This is a genomic window from Paracoccus aurantiacus (assembly GCF_007993065.1).
Lineage (GTDB): Bacteria > Pseudomonadota > Alphaproteobacteria > Rhodobacterales > Rhodobacteraceae > Paracoccus > Paracoccus aurantiacus.
This window is the reverse complement of record NZ_VOPL01000001.1, coordinates 641,462-659,945: the sequence shown is the minus strand read 5'-3', so window position 1 is coordinate 659,945 and position 18,484 is coordinate 641,462. Positions and strand designations below refer to the sequence as shown.

Genomic DNA, 18,484 nt, shown 5'->3' with positions numbered 1-18,484 from the left:
TGCGATGCTGTCGCGGGACTTGCTGGACCGGCAGGACGAAGCGATCACGCTGACCCCGCAGGGCCATGAATTTGCAAATGACTTTATGCCTGATGGGCTTGGCCCGACCTCTCGTGCACCGCTTTGCCGGGAATGCCTGGATTGGAGCGAGCATCGCGCACATCTGGCCGGGCGGCTTGGCCGGGCGATGCTGGCGCGGATGGTCGAACTCGGCTGGGCGCGGCGTCAGCAGGGCAGCCGTGTGATCCGTTTCACCCGAGATGGCGAAACCCGCTTTTCTGCCATGTTTTCCGGTTGACACGGGGCTTGCAGACGCTAAAAGGCGGCTTCGATGAATTTTCGCGGCGGTATTACAGCGCCGCCGCAGCAGGAGACGAACCATGGCGAAGCCGACGACGATCAAGATCCGTCTGAACTCGACGGCCGGGACCGGGCATTTTTATGTTACCAAGAAAAACGCCCGCACCATGACCGAAAAAATGACGGTCAACAAATACGACCCAGTTGTGCGCAAGCATGTCGAATACAAGGAAGGCAAGATCAAGTAAGATCGCTGCCAACCGACGATGACGAACGAACCGCGCTTTTGGCGCGGTTTTTTCGTGTCGTGACGGGACAGGAAAGGCGCAGGATCAGTCGTGCCTGCGCCGCAGGATCGTGCCGAACAGCACCAGAAGCGCAGCCAGCAGTGTCGGCGAGGGCCCAAGACGGGTCCAGAGCGTGACGGGCAGTGGCGCGGGCAGCTTCGCGTCGATATGTCCGACGACACCCAGTGGCAGCGACGCCGTGACACGCCCGAGCGGGTCTATCGCGGCGGTGATGCCGGTATTGGCCGCACGCATCAGCGGCAGCCCGGATTCGATTGCGCGCAGGCGCGCTTGGGCGAGATGCTGATATGGACCGGATCGGGTGCCGAACCACGCATCATTGGTCACCTGCAGCAGCCACTCGGCACCTTCGACTGCACGCAGATGCTGGGGGAATATCGCTTCATAGCAGATCAGCGGCTGCACTGGCGGCAGGCCGTCGGGGCTTAGCAACTGTGGTCCGGGGCCGGGGGTATAGCCGAAACCCTGGCGCGCGGCGAAGGCGCCGATCCCGAAGCGCGCCATCAGATCGCCCCAGGGAATGTATTCGCCAAAGGGCACCAGATGGAACTTGTCATAGATCTGCGCGACTTTCCCGCCCGGCGCGACCTCTATGAGGGAGTTATAGTATCGCGTCTCCTCGGCGCGCTGGATGCCCATGAGGACGGGTGCGCCGGCCGCATCGCTCAGGATGGGAAGCGCATTTCCTGCATTGTTCAGAAGGAAACTGACGGCGGTTTCGGGCCAGATCACGGCAGCCGGGCGCGGGCCGCTTGTCGGCGCCGCGCTTTCTTCCAGCAAACGCTGCCAGAATATCTGCGCCCATTCCGGGTCCCATTTCAGCGCCTGATCCGCGTCGGGCTGCACGAGGCGCAGTGTCACGTCGCGGTTCTGTATCGGCGTATCAAGCCGGTTGAGCCCCGCCGTCCAGACGACCGCGACCAGAAGCACCGACAGTACCGCGCCGGGCAGGGCGCCGGTCGGATCACGGCGAGCCTTGCGCCAGAACGCGATTGGCAGCGCCGCGACAGTCAGGCTGAGCGCGGAAAGCCCCACAGGTCCGATGAAGGCAGCCGCCTGTGCGGCGGGGGTGTCTATCCAGATATGGCCCAGCAGGGCCCAGGGCAGGCCCGTGAAGATCCAGCCGCGCAGCCAGTCCGACATCACCATCACCGCAGCGAAGACGATGGCGCGCGAACGCCATTCATCTGCGCTGCGACCGCGTGTCAGGCGGCCAGCGACGAATCCCGGAACGGCCCAGAACACCCCGCCACCAAGTGCCAGGAAGATCAGCGCGAAGGGTGCCATCCAGCCATAGACGTCCGGCTCGACCAGAAACGGCTCGACGATCCAGTTCATTGCCAGCGCGAAATACCCGGTTCCGGCAGCGAAGGCACGAAGCGCGGAACGGGCAGAGCCCTGGGCGCTGCCGACACGCCAAAGGATCAGGCAAAGCGCCGCAAGGCTGACGGGCCAGAACCCCCAGGGCGCCTGACCGAGCGCAGATGCAGCGCCAAGCCCGAGATCGCAAAGACTCGACCGCGCGGCCTGCCAGAACCCCGCGCGCGTTCGCAGGCGCGGTTGGTTCGCAAGCGGAGAGGGGGCGGTCATCGCCGCCGCTTCAGCTTTCGACCGGACCGGGTGCGGTTTCAGGCGCCGTGGCAGCATCGGCATCGGCATCGGCCTTCTTGGCGCGGCTGCGGCGCGGGGCGCGCTTGGGCTTTTCGGCTGGTTCGTCGCCGGACGCCGCTGCCGTGGACTCGGGCGCTGCTGCTTCGGTATCCGCCTTCTTGGCGCGGCTGCGGCGCGGCGCGCGCTTCGGCTTCTCGGTCGTTTCGGCAGGCGTTGAATCGACCGGGGTGCTGGCGTCTTGCGCGGGCGCATCGGCAGGCGCTGCCTCTGCTACGGCATCCTGGTCCTTCTTGCGGCTACGGCTGCGGCTGCGCGTCGATTTCGCTTTAGGGGCGTCGGCGGGTGCCTTCATGGCTTCCGGGCTCGCATCGGCATCATCGGTCGTCTCGGATGCCGCATCGTTCGGGGCCGTGGTTTCGGATGTGTCGTCCGCCCGCCGGCTGCGGCTTCTGCTGCGCGTCTTTCGCGCAGGCGTCTTCGCCTCGGGGGCAGCAGCGTCATCGGAAGCCGTCGCCTCGGATGCCGGCGTATCCTCCGTCTCGGCACGCTCCATCGCCGCAGCGGTTTCCGCCAAAGCGGCAGAGAAGCTTTGCTTCATGAATTCAGGGATATGATCGCCCATCCCGCTGACGGAACGGCCATGCTCGCGCCGGTCGTTGCGCCGATTGTCGTCCCGGCGATCATTCCGGTGATCATCACGACGGTCATCGCGGCGCCGGCTGTCGCCCTGGCTTTCCTGCGCAGCATCAGTGCGCGCGTCGTCGCGACCCTCTGGCGCTTCGGCAGCGGCTGCGTCCTTGCGCTGATCCTCACGGCGATCCTCGCGCCGATCATCTCGGCGCGAGCGTCCACGCGCGCCCCGACCGCGGGACTGATCGCGGCCGGCGTCGCGCGGCGCACGCGGGGCGGATTTCGCCGCGTCGGACAATGCGAAACCTTCCGGAGCATCAGCGCGCGGCAGCGCGTGCTTCACCAGATGTTCGATCGCAGTCAGATATTTCTCGTCCGCAGGGGTGGCAATCGAATAGGCCGTGCCCTGACGCCCGGCGCGCCCGGTGCGGCCAATGCGGTGGACATAATCCTCGGCATGGCTGGGCAGGTCGAAATTGAAGACATGGCTGACGGCAGGAATGTCCAGACCGCGCGCCGCCACATCCGACGCGACAAGGAACCGCAGCGAGCCGTCGCGGAACGCGTCCAGCGTCTTCATCCGCTGCGACTGGTCCAGATCGCCGTGGATGGGTGCTGCATCAAAACCGTGCGCTTTCAGTGACTTCGCGACGATATCTACTTCTGTTTTGCGATTGCAGAAGATGATGGCGTTCTTCAACGCCTCGCCCTCAGCCTCGATCAGCGCGCGCAGCAATTCGCGTTTCTGCTTGGCGGTCTGGTCTTTGCGCGTCGGCGTGATCTCGACCAGCTTCTGGGTGATGGTTTCGCTGGTCGTGGCCTGACGCGCGACTTCGATGCGTTCGGGCGTGTGCAGGAAGGTGTTCGTAATGCGCTCGATTTCAGGGGCCATGGTGGCGCTGAAGAATAGCGTCTGGCGCGTGAAGGGGGTCAGCTGGAAGATGCGCTCGATATCAGGGATAAAGCCCATGTCGAGCATCCGGTCGGCCTCGTCCACGACCATCACCTCGACCCCGGTCAGCAGCAGCTTGCCGCGTTCGAAATGGTCCAGCAGGCGGCCCGGCGTGGCGATCAGCACATCGACGCCGCGGTCGATCAGCTTGTCCTGTTCGCCAAAGGACACGCCGCCAATCAGCAGCGCCTTGGTCAGACGGGTATGCTTGGCGTAGATGTCGAAATTCTCGGCCACCTGGGCGGCAAGTTCGCGCGTCGGGCACAGGACCAGCGAACGCGGCATCCGCGCCCGTGCGCGACCGCGCGACAGGCGGGTAATCATCGGCAGGGTAAAGCTGGCGGTCTTGCCGGTCCCGGTCTGTGCGATCCCCAGCACGTCGCGGCCCTCCAGCGCGGGGGGGATGGCACCTGCCTGAATTGGCGTCGGGTTTTCGTAACCCGCCTCGGCAATGGCTTTGAGGACTTTCGGATCAAGCTTGAGATCGGTGAATTTTGTCATTTGCGTCCATTCGCTGTGCGCGTCGCACAGGTGATAAAAATGGGACGCCGTTCCACGCCCCTCATCCGTTCGCCGGATGCGAACGCCAGATGCCCTAGCTTAATCGCCGTTATTCGTCAATCTTAACAGAAAAATGCCCGCGCCGCTGCGGCAGATGCGGAACAGAATCAGTTCGGGCGCGGTTGGCATCCGATAATCTGAGGGAATAGTGATGGCAGTAACTTCCGAAGCGGGGCTGAGCCCGGTCGAGGCATTCGCCCTTGTTGGGGTTGTCGGCGTTGGCGCGCAATGGCTGGCATGGAGGTTTCGCTTGCCCGGCATCGTCATGATGCTGGTCGCCGGTCTTATTCTGGGTCCGTTCACCGGGATATTCGTACCGTCGCGGGATATTGGCCCGCTTGTCGGGCCGATGATTTCGCTCGCCGTTGCGGTGATCCTGTTCGAGGGCGGGCTGACGCTGAATTTCAAGCAGCTTTCTGATGCCGCGCCGGGTGTGCGCCGGCTGGTCTTTGTCGGCGCGCCACTTGGCTGGCTTCTGTCGTCGGCCGCACTGGCGTTCATCGCGGGGCTGAGCTGGCAGTCGTCCATCGTGTTCGGCGGGGTCATGGTCGTGACCGGCCCGACCGTCATCGCGCCGCTTCTGCGCGCCGCCAAGCTGCACAACCGTCCCGCCCAGCTTCTGCAGTGGGAGGCCATCGTCAACGACGCGCTTGGCGCGCTGATCGCGGTTGTCGCGCTGTTCGTGGTCATGGTCCGTCAGCAGGAAATGGATATGTCCCACGCCGTCATGACGGTCGGCGTCGGGATCGCCTTCGCGACGCTTGTGGGCTTTGCGGGCGGGCTGGCCGTGGTCAAGGCCTTCCGAGAGGCGCTTGTACCCGAATACATGAAGGTGCCGATGCTTTTCGTACTGGTCCTCGCGGTCTTTGCCGTGTCGGACATGGTGCTGCATGAATCGGGGCTGCTTGCCGTGACGGTCATGGGCCTCATCATCGCCAATGCCGACCTGCCATCCTATACCGAGATCTACCGCTTCAAAGAGCAGGCGACGACGCTACTTCTGTCGGGCGTATTCATTCTGCTTGCCTCGAACGTCAAGCTGGAGACGATGGAGCTGCTCGATTTCCGGTCGGTCCTGTTCATTCTGGCGGTCGTGCTTCTGGTGCGCCCCGCGACCGTGCTGTTGTCGCTGGCGTTCACGTCGATCCCCATGAACGAAAGGCTGCTTGTCGCCTTTACCGGCCCGCGCGGGGTGGTGCTGCTTGCGATTTCCGGCATCTTCGCAGAAGCGCTTGTCTCGGAAGGTGTGGCCGATGGTGCCGTGCTTCAGCCGCTGGCCTTTGTTCTGGTTCTGGCGACGGTGGTGCTGCACGGCTTCACGCTTAAACCGCTTGCGCAACGGCTTGGCCTGACCTCGGGCGATGCACCGGGGGTCATTATCGTCGGCGGTTCGACCTTTACGACCGGGCTTGCGAAGGCGCTTGATAATCTTGACGTGAAGGTGCTGATCTCGGACCCGAACCGGGGTCAGCTTCGATCTGCGCGCGAGGCCGGTGTGCCGACCTATTACGGTGACATCCTGTCAGAGGCGGCTGAACACGGCGTGGAGTTCATTGCCTATTCCACGATCCTCGCCGCGTCGGACAACGATGCCTATAACACGCTTGTCGCGACTGACCTCGCGCCGGAATTCGGGCGCGATGCGATCTGGCAGGTGCTGCGCAGCAAGGAAGATCGCGCCCGCCACGCTTTGCCAAGTCAGTTGGGTGGCCAGCCCCTGAACGATGGGAAGACGCTGGCGCAATATCTCGATCTGCTTGCCGACGGCTGGGTGTTCCGCACCACGCGCCTGACCGAGGAATATACGATCGACGACTGGCGCGCGGCGCGCGAGGGCGTCATTCCGCTTGCCACGTTGCGCGACGGCCAGCTTCGGTTTGTCACGCGTGAGACGGAATTGTCGGGCAAGGCGGGCATGCGCATCGTGTCGCTGATCCCCCCGGAAATCGCCGAGAAGATCCGCCGCGAGGCCGAGGAAAGCGCCAGGCAGCGCGAGCAGGCGAAGACCGAGGCCAAAGCGGCAGAGGAGGAGGCCGCCCAGGAAGGCGCGGTCGAGGCGGCAGAGCCTGACGGATCAGAGGATGACGCCGCCAGCAACGACGCCGCACCGCAGAGCGATGAAAGCCCGCGCCAGCGGGAAAAGGCGCGCGCCGAAGCCGAAGCAGTGCGAAAGGGCGATGGCGAGGGCAGCCGCGACGCCTGACCCGCGGCCTCAGATATTGCCGCTGCGGCGACTGTCGCCGCGGGCGGAACGCGGCATTGTGACTTGAAAAACAATGCCGCTCTTCGCAGGCTCGAATGGAATTTCACCTCTACCCCAGCGAAGGACCGTTCATGCGTTACCTGTTTGGCTCTGTTGCCCTTTTCGCCACCACTTCCGTTCTTGCCTTGTCAGCGTCCGCCGATGTTTTCGAGGTAGAGGCCCCGGTCTCGGACGTGACGCTTTATCCCCAAGGGGCAAGCGTGATCCGGCGCGCCACGGCGGATCTGCCTACCGGCGCGCATCAGATCGTCATTCCGGGCCTGCCCGCCGATACCGATCCCGCCAGCCTTCGTCTGACTGCCGACGGCGCCACACTGGGTGCCGTCAGCCTGCAGACCGGACGCGCCTTGCCCGACGGCGCGCCGGAGTCGCAGGCGATCACAGATGCGCGCGCCGAGGTGCGCCGCCTTGAGCTCGCGCTGCGCGAACGCGATGCCGCCGTCGCCGCGATCAAGGCAGAAGCGCAGGCAGCCGAGGATCTGCTGTCCTTCCTGCGCACGCTCGCAAGTTCGGAAAATGCGACCACGGGGGATGTGGGCGGTCTGGTCGATATGGTCGCCGCGCGCATGCTTGCGGCACGGCGCATGGCGATTGACGCCGAGACCCGCGCGATTGCAGCAAATCAGGGTCGTGAGGAGGATGAGAACGCGCTTGAGGACGCCGTCGCCCGCCTTGACGCGCTGGTAGAGCCGCGAAGCGATCAGGCCGCACTGGTGATCGCGGTCGAGGGGCAGGGCAGACCAGCCACGATCTCGGTGACGGCGAATACATGGTCGGCTGGCTGGCGCCCGGTTTACGATATGCGGCTGGATCAGCAGGCAAAGACCCTGACGCTGGAACGTGGTCTGATGGTCGAACAGCAGACGGGCGAGGACTGGTCGGGCGTCACCCTGACACTGTCGACCAGCCGCCCTTCGGACAGGTCCGAGCCGAGCGAGCTTTATGAGCAGATCGTGCAGGCGGTCGATCCGCGCAGCGGCGCGGTTCGTCGCGAAAGGGCGGACGCGGTTGGGGCAATGGCCGCGGCAGAAATGAGCGATGCCGCCGCCCCCGCGCCGGTCGTGGCCGAAAGCGCGAATGTCGACTTTCAGGGCGCGACGGCGGTCTACAATTACGCGTCGCCGGTCGATATCCGAAGCGGTGTCGATGCGCTGCGCCTGAAGCTGGACGAGCAGGCCTTGCCCGTTGACGCGATGGTGGCAGAGGCTGTTCCGTCCCGCGACACGCGCGCCTATCTTGTCGTCGATACCAAGAATCCATTGCCCGACGTGATCCTGCCCGGACCCGTCACGCTTTATGCTGACGGAAACAGCGTCGGGCAGACGGAGCTTGGTCTGATCGCATCCGGCGACGAGATGCATACCGGGTTCGGCGCAATCGACGGTATTGTGCTGGAACGGCGCACGCCGGACCGGGAAAGCGCCGAAGGCGGCTGGATCCGCCGCGCGGCCTCGATGGCGGAAGAAGCTGTCCTGCAGGCGAAGAACCTGACCGGGCGCGACTATACCTTGCGGCTGATCGACCAGGTTCCTGTGTCAGAGCAGAAAGAGGTGACGGTCGATTGGCAATCCTCGGTCGAGCCGACTGAGCAGGACCCGGATGGAAAGCGCGGCGTTCTGGTCTGGGAAATGCCGCTTGCTGCGGGCGAGACGCAGGAAGTGCATCTCAGCACGGAAATTCGCTTGCCAGAAGGGCAGGAGCTGATCCGCTGATCGCTGCGCCAACTGGCCCTTCGCGCGGATGAGCCTGCAGCGAAAGCGCGGGGGATCAGCGGTCGCGCTTCTTCCAGCGGCGGTGAACCCAGAACCACTGATCGGGTCGGGCACGGATCTGGCGTTCGAGATCGTCGTTCAGCGCCTGCATCATCTCTTCCGGGGTGCTGTGGGCGATCGGTGCGCCAACCTCGACCCTGAAGCCAAGCCCGTCAGGCTGCCTGACGCCCGCGATCGGCACAAGCAGCGCGTCATAGCGCAGCGCCAGTTCGGCGGGTGTCAGGACGGTGCGCGACGGCAAGCCGAAGAATTGCAGCCGGGTTCCGTCGTGGACGAACTGATCGAAGCCAAGCGCGAGCATTCCCCCGCCACGCAGGAATTTCAGCATTGCGGCGAAGCCGGACCGTCCGCGCGGGAAAATCGGCTCGGCAATCGCGCGAATTGCGGGAATATAGTGGGCATTGAAGGCGGGGTTGTTCATCGGGCGATACAGCGCGCCAACCGGCCAGCCCCGCGCTGCGAGCGCTGCGCGCATGGCGTCGTAATTCCCGAAATGCGCGCAGCCCAGGATGACCGGGCGGTCGTGTTCCGCGGCCTCCTGCAATGCGCTCACGCCGGGTCCGCTCAGCGGGTCGGTGTCGCGAATGCGCGCGGTGAATTCATCGCCCGAATAGATTTCGGCCATGGATCGCCCGGCATTGTCGAGCGCGCCGCGCGCGATGCGCACGCGTTCGGCCTCGGGCAGCTCGGGCATGGCAAGCGCCAGATTTTCGCGTGCGCGGCGGGACCAGCCGGCGACGGGACCGAGGATGCGCGAAAAGAACCAGCCGACCAGTGGAATGCGGTGCTGATAAGGCAGCACGCGCGCCAGCCCCATCACGGCCAGGAAAGCCGCATTTGCAAGCCGGTCTGTCCAGCCGATCTCGTCTTCAGTTCTGGCCTTGGGCATCGCTCATCATCTCCTTGCGGGCCAGCTGCGCTTCACGCGACCAGATATAGATACCGGCAGCCACGATGATAACGGCCCCTGTCACCGTCCAGCGATCCGGCAGGACGCCCCAGAACAGCCAGCCCCAAAGCGCTGCCCAGATCAGGCCGGTATAGCCGAAGGGCGCGATTGCGCCTGCCTCTGCCAGCGAAAAGGCGTGGATCAGCAGCGCCTGCGAGGCCGCGCCGAACAACCCGATAATCACGAAGGCCCAAAGATGTTCGGCCTGAACGGGTTGCCAGAAGAACGGCACGACCGCGCTGCTGGCCAGCGAACCGATCAGGACCGACCATATCAGCGATGTGGCCAGCGAATCCGAACGGACCGCGCGTGTCAGCAGCGCGCCCGCCGCATAGGTGAATGCCCCGATCAGCGGCAGGATCGAGGCAGGGTTGAACACGCCCATTCCCGGCCGGATGATCAGCAGCGCGCCGATCATCGCGGCCACGATGCCAGCGACGCGCCGCCAGCCGATGGGTTCGCCCAGAAACAGGGCCGCGCCGAGGGTGATAAGCACCGGGTTCATGTCCATGATCGCCGTCGCCTCGGCAATCCCGATGTACTGGATTGCGGTGAAGAACAGCGAAACAGATGCAAGCTGCGTCATCGCGCGCCAGAATTGCAGCCCCGGCTGCCGGGACCGCAGGCTGGGCAGGAAGCGGCTGCGATAAAACAGCAGGATCACGACCAGATTGCCCATGAAGCGCGACCACACGACCTGCGGGGGGGCGTAGAACTGGCCCAGAAACTTTGCCGTGGCGTCCATCAGCGTGAACAGAAAGACCGCCAGAAGCAGGATCACGATGCCGCGCGTCTGATCGCCGTCATGGCGCCTGCGTGTGCCGTCGCGTTCGCGACCGAACAGCGCGAAGGCGCGCGGCAGAGGACGCATCAGGACGCCGAAGCCGCAACGATATCAGATCGTTGCGGCCCGGTGGTGGTTTTGCGTTGCGGGCAGGCTCTGCCGCTCACAGCAGCGCCTTGGCCTTTTCGACGGTATTTTCGGGCGTGATGCCGAATTCCTGATAAAGCGTTTCGGCCGGTGCCGACGCGCCGAAATGGGTCATGCCGATGAAATCGCTGGTTTCGTCCGAACCGCCTTCGCCCATCAGCAGCCAGTCCCAGCCCTGACGGATCGCTGCCTCGATACCGATGCGCACGGTGCCTGCGGGCAGCACCTCGCGGCGATATGCCTCGGGCTGCGCGCGGAACAGTTCCATGCAAGGGACCGACACGACACGGGTCGGAATTCCCTGCGATTCCAGCGTCTCACGCGCATTGACGGCGATCTCGACCTCAGAGCCGGTCGCCATCAGCACCACCTTGGGCGCGGCAGACGCCTCGCGCAGGATATAGGCGCCCTTTGCCGACAGGTTTTCGCTGGCAGTTTCGCGCAGCAGGGGCAGGTTCTGCCGCGACAGCGCCATGACGGTCGGGGCGTCGCGCGTCTCGATCGCGATTTCCCATGCCTCAGCCGTTTCGATCAGGTCGCAGGGACGCATGACCAGCGTGTTCGGCGTCGCGCGGCAGATCGCCAGATGCTCGATCGGCTGGTGGGTCGGACCGTCCTCGCCCAGACCGATACTGTCATGCGTCATCACATAGATCGGCGCGATCCCCATCAGGGCCGAAAGTCGCATCGCGCCGCGCGCATAGTCGGTGAAGGTCAGGAATGTCCCGCCATAAGGGCGCAGGCCGCCATGCAGGAAGATGCCGTTCATGGCCGCCGCCATGCCATGTTCGCGAATGCCATAGCGGATATAGCGCCCGGCGCGGTTCTGGACGTTGAATTCGCCCAGATCGGCGGTCTTGGTCAGGTTCGATCCGGTCAGGTCGGCAGAGCCGCCGAACATCTCGGGCAGGTGGGGGTTCACGACCTCCAGCACCATTTCCGATGCCTTGCGCGTCGCGACTTTCGGCTTCGATTCCAGCGCCTGCTCCTTCAGCGCGGTGATCGCAGGTGCCAGCTTCGGGCTGACATCGCCCGAGATGCGGCGCGCGAATTCGTCGCGTTCCTCGCCCGGTAGCGCATCGACGCGCTTCTGCCATTCAGCCCGCTCCTCGGCGCCGCGCTTGCCGATATCGCGCCATTGCGACAGGATATCGTCCGGAATGATGAATTCGGCATGGTCCCAGCCGTACGCGCGGCGGGTGGCGGCGATTTCCTCTGCCCCCAACGGCGAGCCATGCGCGCCCGAGGTATCCTGCTTCTTCGCAGAGCCATAGCCGATGATGGTCTTGCAATCGACAAGCGTCGGCCGGCCATCGGAATTCTGTGCTTCGGTCAGGGCGCGATCAATATCGGCGGCGTCATGGCCGTCACAGGACAGCACGCGCCAGCCAGATGCGGCAAACCGCTCGTGCTGATTGGTCTTGTCGGCGATTCCGACGCGGCCGTCGATGGTGATGTCGTTATTGTCCCACAGCACGATCAGCTTGCCGAGCTGCTGTGCGCCGGCAAGCGCGATGGCTTCCTGGCTGATCCCCTCCATCAGGCAGCCGTCACCGGCGATGACCCAGGTACGGTGGCTGCAAAGCTCTTCCCCGAACTCGGCGCGCATGGCTTCTTCTGCCATGGCGAAGCCTACGGAATTGGCGATGCCCTGACCCAGCGGGCCGGTCGTCGTCTCAATCCCTTCGGCGTGGCCGTATTCGGGATGCCCCGCTGTCTTGGAGCCCCATTGCCGGAAATTCTTGATCTCCTCCAGCGTCATATCCTCGTAGCCGGTCAGGTAAAGCAGCGCATAAAGCAGCATGGAGCCGTGGCCGGCCGACAGGATGAAACGGTCGCGGTCGAACCAGTGCGGGGCCGAGGCATCGAACTTGAGGTGCTTGCCAAACAGCACCGTCGCAACATCGGCCATGCCCATTGGCATCCCGGGATGGCCGGAATTGGCAGCCTGAACAGCATCCATCGCGAGGACGCGGATCGAGGTGGCGAGGTTCCAGTGCTGCGGGTCGGCCTTGCGGCGGGCGTCGAGATCCATGGCTGCATCCTTGCAATAGAGGTCGGACCCCTGATAGCAGTTGCCGCCCCGGTTTCAAGCCGCCCTGATCGCGGGCAATTGCGGCAGGACGCGACATGCGCGGATTTGTGCAGGAATGAAACGGGGAAATCGGCCCGATAACGGTTGACTTGAAAGGCCGAATCCGCCATATGCACCGGACCGGCCGGGCATCTGCCCTTGGCCGGTATGCTATTTTCAACAATCGCCCATGACCGGGCGCGCCGTCCGAAGGCGGGGCTTGTTCCCCGAAACGCCAGCAGATGCTGGGGCCGCAGGATGCGGGATACGAAGGAAAGACGATGTTCGCAGTTCTTAAAACGGGCGGCAAGCAATACCGCGTTCAGGCGGGTGATGTGCTGCGCGTTGAAAAGCTGGCCGCCGATGCAGGCGACAAGGTCCAGTTCAACGAAATCCTGATGGTCGGCTCGACGATCGGCTCGCCGCTTGTCGATGGTGCCGCCGTGCAGGCCGAAGTGATCGAACAGATCAAGGCCGACAAGGTCGTCACGTATGTCAAGCGCCGCCGCAAGCACAGCTCGCAGCGCACGCGCGGCCACCGTCAGCAACTGACCCTGCTGCGCGTTACGGACGTGCTGGAAAAGGGCGGCGACAAGTCTGACGTGAAGGAAGCCATCGGGGCACGCACTGCCGGTGCGGCTTATGTCTCGGACGCGAAGCCTGCCAAGAAGGCGGCTGCACCGAAGAAGGCGGACAAGCCCGCGAAGGCCGAAAAGCCGGCCGCCAAGAAGGCCGACAAGGCCGAGGACGCGCCGAAGGCGTCTGCCGGCACCCGCCCGGCGAACCTTCTGACCGAGGCCCGCGAAGGCGGTGCCGACGACCTGAAACTGATCTCGGGCGTGGGTCCGAAGCTGGAAGAGCTGCTGCACGAGAACGGCGTTTTCCACTTCGACCAGATCGCTGCCTGGAAAAAGGCCGAGGTCGAATACATGGACGACCAGCTGTCGTTCCATGGCCGCATCGAGCGGGAAGAATGGATCAAGCAGGCCAAGGATCTGGCCAAAGGCAAGAAGGACTGAAACCATGGCACACAAGAAAGCAGGCGGTTCGTCCCGTAACGGCCGCGATTCCGCTGGTCGCCGCCTTGGCGTCAAGCTGTATGGCGGTCAGGCCGCCATTGCCGGCAATATCATCGTTCGCCAGCGTGGCACCACGTGGTGGCCGGGCGCCAATGTCGGCATGGGCCGCGATCACACCCTTTTCGCGCTCACCGATGGTGAAGTCAGCTTTAAGAAGGGTCTCAAGGGCCGCACCTATATTTCGGTCATGCCCGCAAGCGCCGAGGCCGCCGAGTAAGCCGATATTAACCCGGCTGTGATAGGGGGATCGGCGCAAGCCGGTCCCCTTGCTGTTTTGGGGCCTGGCCCCTGTTGGAGGAGATGTCATGAGTTCACTGGCTTTTGCGAGTGCCGATCACGGGACCGGGCACGCTGTGATCGAAACCGAGCGGCTTTCCCTCAGGCCCTTGCGCCGTTCGGATGTCGGGCTGATCGCACATTACACCGCTGACCGCCGCGTTGCCGAAGGCACGCGCGCAATTCCCCACCCGCTGCCGCCCGGCGCGGCAGAGGCGTTTGTCGCCCGCGCTATGGACAGCGAAGGCGGCGAGGACGTCTGGGCAATCGACGGCTCCGCCCGCGGGCTTGGTGAATTGCTGGGCGTCGTCTCGTTGACCCGGATGGAGGACAAGCAGTCAGAGCTTGGATTCTGGGTCGGGGCTGGCTTCTGGAATACCGGCTTCGCGAGCGAGGCGGTCGCCGCACTTGTGGCGGTGAACCCACATGGCTCGCGGACGCTTTTTGCCGAAGTTTTCCAGGATAATCCTGGCTCGGCGCGGGTGCTGACGAATTGCGGCTTTGCCTATCTTGGCGATGCCGAAAGCTGGTCGGTGGCGCGCAATGCACGGGTCGCGACCTGGACCTATCTGCGCCGGATGGCCGAATAAGCCTGCGACATAGGGTGCGATCACCTTAAGTCGGGCGACGATACTTCAACTTCCCGCCGCCACAGCCTATACAGCGGATGACTTCCGAAGGGGCTGTTGATGGATATGGACAGGTATCAGATCGCGGATGACGTCGCGATAAGCCGCATTGCCTACGGGATGTGGCGCATCGCTGCCGATCCTGATACCGGCCCCGCCCATGTGCAGGCCAAGCTGGAGGCTTGTCTTGCGCAGGGCGTGACGACGGTAGATCAGGCCGATATCTACGGGAATTACGCAGCCGAAGCCCTGCTTGGCGCGGCGCTTGGCGCGTCACCCGGCCTGCGCGACAGAATCGAGATCGTGACCAAATGCGGCATCATCGCGCCCGTCGGGCGCCATTCCGGCGCGCGGGTCAAGCACTATGACACCTCTGCCGCGCATATCGCCGGCTCGGTCGAAGAAAGTCTGCGCGCGATGCAGACGGACCGGATCGACCTTCTGCTGATTCACCGTCCGAACCCGCTGATGAACCCCGATGAGACGGGCAGGGCGCTGGATGAGCTTGTCGCGGCGGGTAAGGTCCGTGCCGTCGGCGTGTCGAATTTCCGCCCCTATGATGTTGCGCTTTTGCAGGATTCGATGTCCTCGCCGCTCAGCGTCAATCAGATCGAAATTTCGCTGGCCGCGCTTGACCCGTTCACGAATGGCGATCTGGCCTATCTTCAGCGCTCGGGCATGGTGCCGATGGCGTGGTCGCCCTTGGCCGGGGGCGCATTGTTCGCCGGTGTTCGCCCCGCATTGATCGAGGCGCTGCGCGAGATGGCAGAGGCGAAGGGCACCGATATTGCCGCGGTCGCGATCGCCTGGCTGCTCGTGCATCCCGCCGGGATCGTCCCGGTGATGGGCACAAATACGCTTGAGCGCATCGCGCGCCTCGATGACGCGCTTGCGGTCGAGCTTGACACGCAGGATTGGTTCACGCTTTACGCCGCGGCCCTTGGCCACGACGTGCCATGACCAGCTTTGTCCCCGATCACGCCAATGCAAGAGCATTTCGCGACGCGCTCGGCAGCTTCGCGACGGGTGTAACGGTCGTGACGATACCGACCGCGACCGGACCAGAGGGCGTGACGGCGAACAGCTTCGCCTCGCTGTCGCTCGCCCCGCCGCTGGTGCTGTGGTCGCCGGGAAAGTTCTCGCGCCGCCATGATCTGTTCGCACGCGCGCCGCATTTCAGCGTGCATGTGCTGAAAGAAACGCAGAAGCATCTTGCCGATCGTTTCACGCGTGGCGGGACGCAGTTCCTCGATCTTGCCCACCAGATCGACGAATACGGCGTGCCGGTCATCCCTGACGTGCTGACCCGCTTCGACTGCGAACTGGAAGCCGCGCATGATGCGGGCGATCACACGCTGGTCGTCGGCAAGGTTCTGCGCGTCGAGGCGGGCGAGGGCCAGCCGCTGGTCTTCGCACAGGGTCAGTGGGGCGGGCATCGGACACCCGCGCCGCCTGATCGCGATCAGAGCGCGTAGATTCCGCCGAATTTCTTTTCCAGATAATCGAGCAGCGGCTGCGGCGAAACCGGCGCGCCAGAGGCCTGTTCGATCAGCGTCACAGGCGGGATCAGACTGCCGTGCCGATGCACGTTCTCGCGCAGCCATTCGACGGCAGGCGTCGCATCGCCGCGGGTCAGCGTCTCGTCCAGATCGGGCACAGCCGCGCGCATCGCCTGATTCAGGCACCCTGCATAGACATTGCCGAGCGCGTATGTCGGGAAATAGCCGAACAGCCCGACGGCCCAATGCACATCCTGCAGCACCCCGTTCGACGGCTTGTCGACCGCGACGCCGAAATCCTTCAGGAAGCGCGCATTCCACGCCGCCTCAAGGTCGGCCGCATCCAGCCGGCCAGCGATGAGATCGCGTTCCAGATCAAAGCGCATCATGATGTGCAGATTATACTGCACCTCGTCCGACTCGGTTCGGATATAGCCCGGCGTGACGCGGTTGACGCTGGCATAGAAGGCATCCGGGTCAGTGATGTTCATGCCGTCAAAGGCATCCGACATGCGCGCGAACAGCCATTCCGTAAAGGCGCGCGAACGGCCGATCTGGTTTTCGCTGATGCGCGACTGCGATTCGTGAACGCCAAGCGAGACACCGCGACCCAGTGCCGTGAAGGCGTAATCGCTGTCGATCCCAAGCTCGTAATTCGAATGACCGACCTCGTGGATGGTGGAATAGATGCAGTTGAACGGGTCGGGAATTGCCACGCGTGTCGTGATGCGGCTGTCCTGCCAGCGCCCCGAACTGAAGGGGTGCACGGCCAGATCCATCCGTCCCCGCGTCCAGTCATAGCCGAAGGCAGTGGCACATTGGCGTGCCAGGCGAAGCTGGGTTTCGGCAGGAAACTGCCCCTCAAGTAGCGGGGGCTGTTCTTCGGCGCCCAGAACATCGTCACGAAGCTGGACAAGCCGAGGGCGCATTTCCGAGAAGATTGCCGCAATGGAATCGGCATCCGCGCCCGGTTCGTAATCGTCAAGCAGCGCGTCATAGGCGTCACCGCCATCGGCAAGCGCTGCGGCCTCCTCGCGCTTCAGCATCAGGATTTCGGAAAGCGTCGGCAGGAAGCCTGCGACATTGTCTTCGGCCCGCGCCTCGGCCCAGATACCCTGTGCAAGCGAGGTCAGCCGCGCCAGTTCGGTCGCCAGCCGCGCCGGGATGCGGGTCTGGCGATGATAATCGCGCCCGATCAGTTCCAGCATCCGGCGATCTTCCTCGTCCTCGACTTCCGATTCAGCACCGTCCAGCCATTCGCCGATGCGCGGATCGGTGCGGCGTTCGTGCAGAACCGCCTCCATCGCGGCCATCTCCTCGGCGCGTTGTTCGGTCGCGCCGCGCGGCATGACGGTTTCCTGATCCCAGCCTAGCCGTTCGGCGACCGATGACAGCGCCTCGGTCGTGCGCTGGTATTCCATCAGGCTGTCAAAATCGCTCATTTCACCGCTCCGCGAATCGAGGTTTCAAAAGGGTAGCGCGCATGGTGGCGGGCGCGGATAATCAGCACGAACAGCACGACCGCCCCCAACTGGTGCAGCAGCGCCAGCGCCAGCGGCGCGCCGTGGATGACATTCAGAATGCCTAGTGCGATCTGTGTCGCCACCGCAACCAGCATCACGGTAAACGCGCCACGGGTGACCGGGTGCGGAGAGCGGCGCGCGCGCAGCCAGACGACCACCGCGAAGATGGTCAGCAGATAGCCCGCCATTCGGTGAACGAACTGCACAAGTGCCGGGTTCTCGAAGAAATTGCGCCAGCCAAGGCCGGCATCCCAGATCGCGGACGGTATCCATTCGCCGCCCATCGTCGGCCAGCCGGTATATTGGCGGCCCGCGTCGATCCCCGCCACCAGCGCCCCCAGCAGAATCTGCAGGAAGGCGAAATGCATCAGGCCGGTCGACATGGAAAACAGCTTTGCCTCACCCGCGCGGCGGGCGCGAAGCAGGGCGGCCTCGGACCGCGAAAGCTGCATCGCATACCACGCGATCAGCCCGAGGATCGTGAAGGCGAGGCCCAGATGGATGGCAAGCCGATAGCTTGCAACCGAGGTGAGCGTTGTCGTGGCCACGCCCGAATGAACCATCCACCAGCCCACAGCGCCTTGCAGTCCGCCCAGAACGCCAAGCCCCAGCAGGCGCGGTGTCCAGCCCGTCGGGATGCGCTTCGTGGCCCAGAAGAACAGGAAGCCCACCGCCCAGACCAGTCCGACCAGCCGGCCCAGCAGACGATGCGACCATTCCCACCAATAGATGCGCTTGAATCCCGCGACATCCATATCCGGGTTTTCTTCGGTGAATTGCGGAATCTGCTTGTAGGCGTCGAATTCGGCCTGCCAGGCGGCGGCGTCCATCGGCGGCACGACGCCCGTGACTGGTTTCCATTCGACAATTGACAGGCCCGATCCGGTCAGGCGCGTCGCCCCGCCAAGCGCGATCATGACCGCGACCATGACGAAGATCACGATCAGCCATGCGCGGATGGCGCGGCGCGCGCCCTTCGGTGCTGCGTCGATCATTCCGCCGGTCGGCGGCGTTGCGCGCGGTGTGTCGGTTGTGACTTCCTGAAAAACAGGGCGCTTGGCCATGAAAACTCCTGCCTGGATCTGGGCATTTGATCGGGCATTGGCTTAGCCTGTGCGGGCCGGGGC

At 64.3% G+C, this 18,484-nt stretch carries 14 protein-coding genes and 1 pseudogene; 8 read left to right on the top strand and 7 right to left on the bottom strand.

Annotated features, from left to right (window positions below; all coding sequences use genetic code 11):
• Positions 1 to 380: 380 nt before the first annotated feature.
• Positions 381 to 548, top strand: coding sequence for a 50S ribosomal protein L33 (rpmG, locus tag FQV27_RS03195; protein WP_011750518.1), 168 nt, complete (start codon positions 381 to 383; stop codon positions 546 to 548).
• A gap of 84 nt (positions 549 to 632) precedes the next feature.
• Here the strand turns inward: rpmG and lnt are convergent, their stop codons facing one another.
• On the bottom strand, positions 633 to 2,198 hold the full coding sequence (gene lnt / locus FQV27_RS03190; protein ID WP_147096354.1) for an apolipoprotein N-acyltransferase: 1,566 nt from the start codon (positions 2,196 to 2,198) through the stop codon (positions 633 to 635).
• Positions 2,199 to 2,709: 511 nt separating this feature from the next.
• Positions 2,710 to 4,302 (bottom strand): annotated as a pseudogene (locus FQV27_RS03185) (DEAD/DEAH box helicase); the annotation flags it as partial.
• Between the two features lie 211 nt (positions 4,303 to 4,513).
• On the opposite strand from FQV27_RS03185, the gene FQV27_RS03180 reads away from it, so the two are divergent.
• Complete coding sequence (locus tag FQV27_RS03180) at positions 4,514 to 6,565, top strand: cation:proton antiporter (RefSeq protein WP_147096352.1); 2,052 nt, start codon at positions 4,514 to 4,516, stop codon at positions 6,563 to 6,565.
• A gap of 131 nt (positions 6,566 to 6,696) precedes the next feature.
• Positions 6,697 to 8,337, top strand: coding sequence for a DUF4139 domain-containing protein (locus FQV27_RS03175; protein WP_147096351.1), 1,641 nt, complete (start codon positions 6,697 to 6,699; stop codon positions 8,335 to 8,337).
• Between the two features lie 55 nt (positions 8,338 to 8,392).
• On the opposite strand, the gene FQV27_RS03170 is transcribed toward FQV27_RS03175, so the two are convergent.
• The 3 genes from FQV27_RS03170 to tkt all read right to left on the bottom strand — a co-directional run bounded on the left by FQV27_RS03170 (position 8,393) and on the right by tkt (position 12,312).
• Entirely contained in the window at positions 8,393 to 9,286 is an 894-nt protein-coding gene (locus tag FQV27_RS03170) for a lysophospholipid acyltransferase family protein (RefSeq protein WP_147096350.1), read from the bottom strand.
• The gene (locus FQV27_RS03165; protein ID WP_147096349.1) at positions 9,267 to 10,217 is read right to left on the bottom strand and encodes a DMT family transporter; all 951 of its coding nucleotides are present in this window, start codon (positions 10,215 to 10,217) and stop codon (positions 9,267 to 9,269) included. The genes FQV27_RS03170 and FQV27_RS03165 overlap by 20 nt, the downstream gene beginning before the upstream one ends.
• A 76-nt stretch (positions 10,218 to 10,293) precedes the next feature.
• Positions 10,294 to 12,312, bottom strand: a complete 2,019-nt coding sequence (tkt, locus tag FQV27_RS03160) for a transketolase (RefSeq protein WP_147096348.1) — start codon at positions 12,310 to 12,312, stop codon at positions 10,294 to 10,296.
• Between the two features lie 320 nt (positions 12,313 to 12,632).
• On the opposite strand from tkt, the gene FQV27_RS03155 reads away from it, so the two are divergent.
• The 5 genes from FQV27_RS03155 (at position 12,633) to FQV27_RS03135 (ending at position 15,810) form a co-directional block, all read left to right on the top strand.
• Entirely contained in the window at positions 12,633 to 13,370 is a 738-nt protein-coding gene (locus FQV27_RS03155) for a 50S ribosomal protein L21 (protein ID WP_147096347.1), read from the top strand.
• 4 nt (positions 13,371 to 13,374) lie between these two features.
• The gene (gene rpmA / locus FQV27_RS03150) at positions 13,375 to 13,647 is read left to right on the top strand and encodes a 50S ribosomal protein L27 (RefSeq protein WP_147096346.1); all 273 of its coding nucleotides are present in this window, start codon (positions 13,375 to 13,377) and stop codon (positions 13,645 to 13,647) included.
• 88 nt (positions 13,648 to 13,735) lie between these two features.
• On the top strand, positions 13,736 to 14,296 hold the full coding sequence (locus FQV27_RS03145; RefSeq protein WP_147096345.1) for a GNAT family N-acetyltransferase: 561 nt from the start codon (positions 13,736 to 13,738) through the stop codon (positions 14,294 to 14,296).
• 105 nt (positions 14,297 to 14,401) lie between these two features.
• Positions 14,402 to 15,295: an aldo/keto reductase gene (locus FQV27_RS03140; RefSeq protein WP_147096843.1), complete on the top strand. Its 894-nt coding sequence runs from the start codon at positions 14,402 to 14,404 to the stop codon at positions 15,293 to 15,295.
• Positions 15,292 to 15,810 carry a flavin reductase family protein gene (locus tag FQV27_RS03135; protein WP_147096344.1) on the top strand — a complete coding sequence of 173 codons (519 nt, stop codon included), beginning with the start codon at positions 15,292 to 15,294 and terminating at the stop codon, positions 15,808 to 15,810. The genes FQV27_RS03140 and FQV27_RS03135 overlap by 4 nt, the downstream gene beginning before the upstream one ends.
• Here the strand turns inward: FQV27_RS03135 and FQV27_RS03130 are convergent.
• Both FQV27_RS03130 and ctaA read right to left on the bottom strand, forming a co-directional pair.
• Positions 15,798 to 17,276, bottom strand: a complete 1,479-nt coding sequence (locus FQV27_RS03130; RefSeq protein ID WP_147096343.1) for a carboxypeptidase M32 — start codon at positions 17,274 to 17,276, stop codon at positions 15,798 to 15,800. The genes FQV27_RS03135 and FQV27_RS03130 overlap by 13 nt on opposite strands.
• Positions 17,273 to 18,421, bottom strand: a complete 1,149-nt coding sequence (ctaA, locus tag FQV27_RS03125) for a heme A synthase (protein ID WP_147096342.1) — start codon at positions 18,419 to 18,421, stop codon at positions 17,273 to 17,275. Before ctaA ends, FQV27_RS03130 begins: the two co-directional genes overlap by 4 nt.
• Between the last annotated feature and the right edge of the window lie 63 nt (positions 18,422 to 18,484).

Excerpts from the sequence above, each read along its gene's own strand:
- rpmG (WP_011750518.1), top strand. The coding sequence starts at position 381 with ATGGCGAAGCCGACGACGATCAAGATCCGTCTGAACTCGACGGCCGGG.
- lnt (WP_147096354.1), bottom strand. The coding sequence starts at position 2,198 with ATGACCGCCCCCTCTCCGCTTGCGAACCAACCGCGCCTGCGAACGCGC.
- FQV27_RS03180 (WP_147096352.1), top strand. The coding sequence starts at position 4,514 with ATGGCAGTAACTTCCGAAGCGGGGCTGAGCCCGGTCGAGGCATTCGCC.
- FQV27_RS03175 (WP_147096351.1), top strand. The coding sequence starts at position 6,697 with ATGCGTTACCTGTTTGGCTCTGTTGCCCTTTTCGCCACCACTTCCGTT.
- FQV27_RS03170 (WP_147096350.1), bottom strand. The coding sequence starts at position 9,286 with ATGCCCAAGGCCAGAACTGAAGACGAGATCGGCTGGACAGACCGGCTT.
- FQV27_RS03165 (WP_147096349.1), bottom strand. The coding sequence starts at position 10,217 with ATGCGTCCTCTGCCGCGCGCCTTCGCGCTGTTCGGTCGCGAACGCGAC.
- tkt (WP_147096348.1), bottom strand. The coding sequence starts at position 12,312 with ATGGATCTCGACGCCCGCCGCAAGGCCGACCCGCAGCACTGGAACCTC.
- FQV27_RS03155 (WP_147096347.1), top strand. The coding sequence starts at position 12,633 with ATGTTCGCAGTTCTTAAAACGGGCGGCAAGCAATACCGCGTTCAGGCG.
- rpmA (WP_147096346.1), top strand. The coding sequence starts at position 13,375 with ATGGCACACAAGAAAGCAGGCGGTTCGTCCCGTAACGGCCGCGATTCC.
- FQV27_RS03145 (WP_147096345.1), top strand. The coding sequence starts at position 13,736 with ATGAGTTCACTGGCTTTTGCGAGTGCCGATCACGGGACCGGGCACGCT.
- FQV27_RS03140 (WP_147096843.1), top strand. The coding sequence starts at position 14,402 with ATGGACAGGTATCAGATCGCGGATGACGTCGCGATAAGCCGCATTGCC.
- FQV27_RS03135 (WP_147096344.1), top strand. The coding sequence starts at position 15,292 with ATGACCAGCTTTGTCCCCGATCACGCCAATGCAAGAGCATTTCGCGAC.
- FQV27_RS03130 (WP_147096343.1), bottom strand. The coding sequence starts at position 17,276 with ATGAGCGATTTTGACAGCCTGATGGAATACCAGCGCACGACCGAGGCG.
- ctaA (WP_147096342.1), bottom strand. The coding sequence starts at position 18,421 with ATGGCCAAGCGCCCTGTTTTTCAGGAAGTCACAACCGACACACCGCGC.